Source organism: Halalkalibacter oceani, assembly GCF_023715605.1.
Lineage (GTDB): Bacteria > Bacillota > Bacilli > Bacillales > Bacillaceae_D > Halalkalibacter > Halalkalibacter oceani.
In genome coordinates this window covers 47752-53860 of the sequence record NZ_JAMBOL010000020.1, presented here as the reverse complement: position 1 = coordinate 53860, position 6109 = coordinate 47752, and the positions used below count along the sequence as shown (strand labels likewise).

Genomic DNA, 6109 nt, shown 5'->3' with positions numbered 1-6109 from the left:
AAGATACCCTTAAAAAGTCAAATAAAACTATTCAAAAATGGATGAAAAGTCAACTTCAGCAATGGATTAGCGGTCTGCCTACCTATATCAAGGCTTATTTATCAATTTCAGTCTGCGAAGTTTGAGTTACTTATATTAAAAATTTCCGGGGATTGTGAAACAACATACCTAATCAAGCAGGCTATTTCTATAAGGAAGTATTTGTTTATCTAACTAGGCACGATCATCAAAGGGTTCCGAGTACATTTTAACGGAGATATACGCTAAACTCAGATTTAAAGCAAGGCTGTATTTTCCGAGAACACTTTTTAAAAAACAACCTTAGTCAATCACAAACGAAGGTTGTTTTTATAAAGTCATGGTCTAATTAAAATAATTGCTGTCCCAAGAGCATACTTGAGACTGAAAAGGCACCAGCAGGTGGTAAAACATTAGTATATATGGGAGGTCCCAAACGGGTTGTAAAGGTTGTAGCAATCCAATTTCCGTATTCACCAGCCAGCAAAGAGGGAGGTTTCATTATAAACCGTCCACTTAAAACGAAATGCCGAATGCTTATAGCGGTCTCATCAAATATTGTCAAGTTGCCAAAAAAGGAGGCATATGGTGAATCGAAACTTATTTGTTTAGCTCTTTCGTCCCAATACCCATTAATCGGAATAGGTATACCACGAAAATTAACTGTACCTACTACTTTGTTGTCTACAATGGAATCAATGGTAAGTATACCTCTAATAATGGATCTCCCCGCAATAGAAGCATCAATCCCCCATACGGATGGAAAGGGGATACTGACTTTGGCTGTCTTTGGAATTTTCAAAATTAACCTCTCCTTGATTATTTTATGTATGGACTGAGTTGTATTTAATCATAATCCTGTAGTAATGATACAGTGTATGCACAGAGAATCACTTAGGTGTTTTGTTAAGAAAGAAGCATCAATAATCAATCAGCCTACTGTCTATACAAGAGTTTGCCTGACCCACGAAAAATATGGAACATTAATTGCTGCTGCTCATACATATGGTCTCGCATTTGGAAAATTTCTTAGCTTTAAAATAAATCATCTGATTCAATGAAATGTAATGCCTATCATCACCTATTTTTATATGTACCTCAGACGAATTCCTATACCTCCGTTACTCTTCGATCATATTGCATTTGTACGAGGTGGTGTAAAATGTTTAAATTATATTTAGATCCTGGTCACAGGGGAGTGGACCCAGGAGCTATTGGCAATGGGATGCAGGAAAAAGAAATTACCTTAAATATTTCCCATAGCATTCGAAATCTCTTGGAAAACCATTATGAAGGCCTGCAAATTAAAATGAGTAGAACAGCAGATATTACGCGCAGCTTAAAAGAACGTACAGATGATGCGAATGCTTGGGGTGCAGATTATTTTCTATCCATCCACGTTAATGCATTTAACGGTTCAGCACATGGGTATGAAGATTATATTCATAACAGTTTGTCTGATTCATCGAGAACAGCGTTCATTCGGGACATTAGAAATTGTCAAAGTAAATAACTTGCATAACCGTGGCAAAAAAAAGGCCAATTTCCATGTACTGCGAGAAACCAGAATGCCCGCTTTATTAACGGAGAACGGATTTATTGATCATGCAAGCGATGCCCAAAAATTAAGAGACCCGAATTGGCGGCAAGCGGTTGTCCAAGGGCATGTTAATGGGTTAGCACGCGCGTTTAATTTGAAGAGAAAATCGACTAATCTGAAAAGCAATATGGCTATTAAACGTGTAATTGTTGACGGTGTGCAAGTAGGTGCTTACGCAGAAGAAGAAAATGTGTTGAGAACTGTACAACGCAACCTGAGAACAGCACAAAGGATTATTATTGAAAATGTGTAGTTTCGTTGGGCTAACGGTTGCTTGACTGCAAGCACGTTAAAGTTTTATCAAAATGGATAACTAGGCTGGATGAACAAAATATACGCTAAGCCTTTGATGTGACGGGCTTAGCATTTTTTTCTTGCTCTAAGTTGGTCCGGCCGATATAAGCCAGGACTAGCTTAATATCAGATGAATAGAACGAAGTTGTTAAGGGAATTATAGCTCATGATGTTTCTATTTCCAATTGTTGGATTTGAGGTGAGTTTTTGCCTAAGATTACTCCTATTCAGTCATACATGATTATTATGCTTTCGGTTGGATTAATGAACCACGTGATTATTATCCCTTTACTACTCGAAGCATCAAAGCGAGATGCCTGGCTCGTAGTGCTTCTTGTTTTTGTCGCTTCACCTGTCTGGATTGGTTGCTTGAACTACATCATTCAAAACATGAACAATCAACACATTAAAAAGTGGCTAGATCAGCACTTTGGAAAGTTTTTATCTGCAATCTTAGTGATTATTTATAGTTTGTTATTATGGCTCATGGGCTTTATTTCCTTAAAAGATACTCTAACATGGACAATCGCATCTTACTTGCCGCAAACACCGATACTAGTTCTTGCGGGAACTACACTTGTTGCATGCTTCTTTGCTGCTTTTCAAGGACTCCGTACAATTGCAATTGTGAGCGGAATATTGTTGCCATTTGTTGTTATTCTAGGTCATCTTGTGGCGATTGCCAATTTTCAGTTTAAAGATTATACCCTGCTTTTTCCTTTGTTAGAAAACGGGACAGCTCCATTATGGAAAGGTGTTCCTTACGTTGCCGGGGGATTGCTGGAGTTGTCTTTCTTGATGTTGCTGATTCAGCACAAATTAACAAAGAAACCAGGATTTAAAAGCTTGATGTTGATGTGCTTCATCCTTACAGGACTTACGTTAGGACCATTGATGGGATCGATTGCGATGTTCGGCCCTGATGAAGCGGCTAACCAGAGATACCCCGCTTACGCTCAATGGAGAATCGTGAGACTGGGAGAATATGTGGAGCATGTCGATTTTTTTTCGATTTATCAGTGGCTATCCGGTACATTTATTCGTGTGTCCCTTTCTATCTATCTCTTGGGAGAATTGTGGAATTTACAAAAACGCAGATGGTTACCCGTGTTATTTGGCGCATTGGCCATGCTTGTTGCCATTTTGCTGCCGATGAGCGACATAGCTTTTCTAGACTTGTTAGGAAGATTTTATTTTCCTTCATTTTGTATCTTTACAGTAGGGACCTTGATCCTGTATGTCGGTCGAATGATCATCTCAAGAATTCGCCAAAAGGAGTGACTAGCTAGGATGAATAAACTATTCCGACGAATGATAAGATTATTTGGAAATCAGGGGGCAGAAAGCAAGAGGCCATCGCCTAATACAGAGGCAACAGTCTTGCAACCGCTTAATGAACAATCACTCATCCAACACTTTAAAATGTGTCAAGATGTTAAGCACCATGTTTACAAATTAAACCCTGATGATGAACAATCGAGAATCCTATTGCTTTATTGTGAGGGGTTAAGTGACAACCAAACATTCATTCATGAAACTGTGCTTCCTCATTTGACCCGATTTTATGAAAACAATGGTTTTCATCATCAGGAGGAAATGGTCGAGTCGAGCCAACTGCAATTAGAGTTCGTTACTCTTGAAGAGTGGGAGCAAACGGCCGAAACGGATATTTTTGAAGGCAAACTGCTTTTGTTTATTCCGACCCTACGCTCCTTATTCTCCCTCGATATCTCAAAAAAACCAGCGCGAAATCCGGAAGAATCCAGTATTGAGGTCTCGGTACGTGGACCAAAGGATGGATTTGTGGAAGAACTTGGAGTCAATGTGGCGTTAATTCGGAAACGAATCAAATCAACCAGTATGGTTTATGAAACGAAAAAAGTAGGCGTTCGCACGAAAACAACCGTTGCGATTCTATACATGCGTGACATTGTTGATCCTAAGATTGTTCAAGATGTAAAGAATAAATTAGATGATCTTCACATTGACGGAGCGTTTAGCGCCACTCAGCTAGAAGAATTAATGGAACCGACAAAAGCATTATTTCCTTTGATGGGGTATACAGGCAGACCAGACTTTACCGCTAACTGTATGCTAAATGGCCGTGTAGCGTTGATTGTGGATGGTACACCAGCTGCGTTGATTGCGCCTGCCAATTTATTTTTGCTTGTGAAAGCACCCGAAGATATCCACTTTACTGCTTTGTCAGCTACATTTGGTCAAACGCTTCGTTTACTTGGTTTGTCCGTATCGCTACTGCTTCCTGCATTTTTTGTTGCCATTCTTTCCTATCATCAAGATCAGCTTCCCTATTATCTGCTTGCCACTTTGGGGATTAACCGGTTGGGAATCCCTTTTGATGTGGCAACTGAAATGTTTATTGTACTTATCTTCTTAGAAATCCTGCGGGAAGCTGGTACCCGACTCCCTTCTGCGGTCGGCAGCACGGTAACGGTTGTAGGAGGACTTATCCTGGGGGATGCAGCCATTCGTGCAGGATTCTTATCCCCTGGTATTGTTGTCATCGGAGCAATTACACAGATCTTTGGTTCAACTTTATCGAGCCTATCATTGGCTGGTACGATTAGTGTCTTACGCTTTTTTCTTTTCATTCTGTCTGCCATGCTTGGCATTTATGGCTTCTTTCTTGGATTATTTATTGTGCTCAGCCATTTAGCTTCTTTGCGTTCATGCGGCTTGCCTTACTTGGCCCCAATATCACCTCCATTTAAAGACTTTGCCAACGCTTTGTTCCGACTACCTTGGCAATGGCGAAAAACACGACCGGACATGTTGAAGATGCGAGATTCTACAAGCCAAGGGGACAGGAAAAAATGAGGAGATATAAAAGCATGGTGGCACTTCTCCTCCTTCTCACCCTTACCGGTTGCTGGAGCAGTTATGAAGTGCAAAACATGAACTATGCTACGGCTGTTGGAATAGACTATGTCGATGGTCAATACACCTTATATGTGCAATTGCTTGATTTCTCGACAGTGGCCAAGCTGGAGGGACAGCAAAAAGCGGAGCAGCCCCCGGTTTGGGTGGGCAAAGGCGAAGGTTCCTCGTTTACGGAGGCGGCAAATGATTTGTACAGTACATCACAACAACGCTTAAACTGGGGACAAATCTCTGCCATTTTGTTCAGCGAGAGATTGATGAAGGAAAACAAAGTCGGAGAAGTGCTGGAATTGATCAATCGTTATCGTGAAATAAGGTACTTGGCCTGGCTGTTTAGCACAAGAGAGCCTCTTGAAGAAATCTTGCTGGCAACCCCATTTTTTAGATTATCGCCAAATGCATCCATTCTTCACAATCCCGAGCAAAATTTCAGACAGCGTTCTATCCTTGCTCCGGTCCGCCTGCAACAATTTGTACTGGACTCAAACGAAAAGGCCAGAACCAGTTATATACCGGAATTATCGCTTCGCAAAGGTCAATGGCAGGAAAGTAATAAACCAAAAGAGCTGCTTAGATATTCTGGCATACATGTATATGATCTACACAATTATTATGGACGAATGGATCTTAAGGATTTGCCGGGAATGCCCTGGCTAAGTACTCACACGATCCGAGTACCTCTTGATTTGTTTGCCGAAGAGAAGCTTGCGGCTGTTCTTGTCGCAGAAAAACCCAAATATGAAGTGACTCCTATTGTGAAATTGAACAAGGCGTATTTCGATATTTCAGTAAAAGTGAAGGCAGGGATCAATGAATTGCATACGGACCTTACCGAAAAGGAACTCACACAAATGGCTCAGGAAAAAATAGAGGAGCAAATCCGCAAAACGTATCAAACTGCTTTTAAAGAGGGTATAGATATTTACAATTTGGGCGAATCTTTGTATCGCAAACATCCACATCAATGGAAGAGCATTGCCACAGGAAAACAGCAACTCGTTTTAAACCAAGATTCCCTGCGCCATGTAAAGGTTGAGGTGAATATTGTTTACCCTGGAAGATATAAATTACATGAACATGGTGAATCCACCTCGTGATTCTGGCAAGTGAAATTATTAACTCACCTTGCTTCTTCTGCTTAGCGTTGGGGAAGCAAGGTTTTTGTTTCCAAAAAAATAGTTTAACGTTGTAAATCCGCATTTTCCTGACGGAACCCCTTCCATTTTTCAGCTGAAAAGGACAGCCAAAGAGCGGGTTCCCAGCCCTAATTCAATAGAAGCCGGGAAACGGTGCCCC

The 6109-nt window shown here is 40.8% G+C and carries 4 protein-coding genes and 1 pseudogene; 4 read left to right on the top strand and 1 reads right to left on the bottom strand.

Annotated features, from left to right (window positions below; genetic code table 11):
* Positions 1–367: 367 nt before the first annotated feature.
* Positions 368–820 (bottom strand): hypothetical protein, encoded by a 453-nt coding sequence (locus M3202_RS16990; protein WP_251224467.1) that lies wholly within the window; start codon positions 818–820, stop codon positions 368–370.
* A gap of 360 nt (positions 821–1180) precedes the next feature.
* On the opposite strand from M3202_RS16990, the pseudogene M3202_RS16985 reads away from it, so the two are divergent.
* From M3202_RS16985 to M3202_RS16970, 4 genes and pseudogenes are all read left to right on the top strand, one after another.
* Positions 1181–1871: pseudogene (locus M3202_RS16985) on the top strand (N-acetylmuramoyl-L-alanine amidase family protein).
* Positions 1872–2119: 248 nt separating this feature from the next.
* Positions 2120–3193 (top strand): GerAB/ArcD/ProY family transporter, encoded by a 1074-nt coding sequence (locus tag M3202_RS16980; protein WP_251224466.1) that lies wholly within the window; start codon positions 2120–2122, stop codon positions 3191–3193.
* 9 nt (positions 3194–3202) lie between these two features.
* Positions 3203–4750, top strand: coding sequence for a spore germination protein (locus M3202_RS16975; protein ID WP_251224465.1), 1548 nt, complete (start codon positions 3203–3205; stop codon positions 4748–4750).
* A 14-nt stretch (positions 4751–4764) separates the two neighbouring features.
* Positions 4765–5910 (top strand): Ger(x)C family spore germination protein, encoded by a 1146-nt coding sequence (locus M3202_RS16970; RefSeq protein WP_251224464.1) that lies wholly within the window; start codon positions 4765–4767, stop codon positions 5908–5910.
* The last annotated feature ends 199 nt before the right edge of the window (positions 5911–6109 follow it).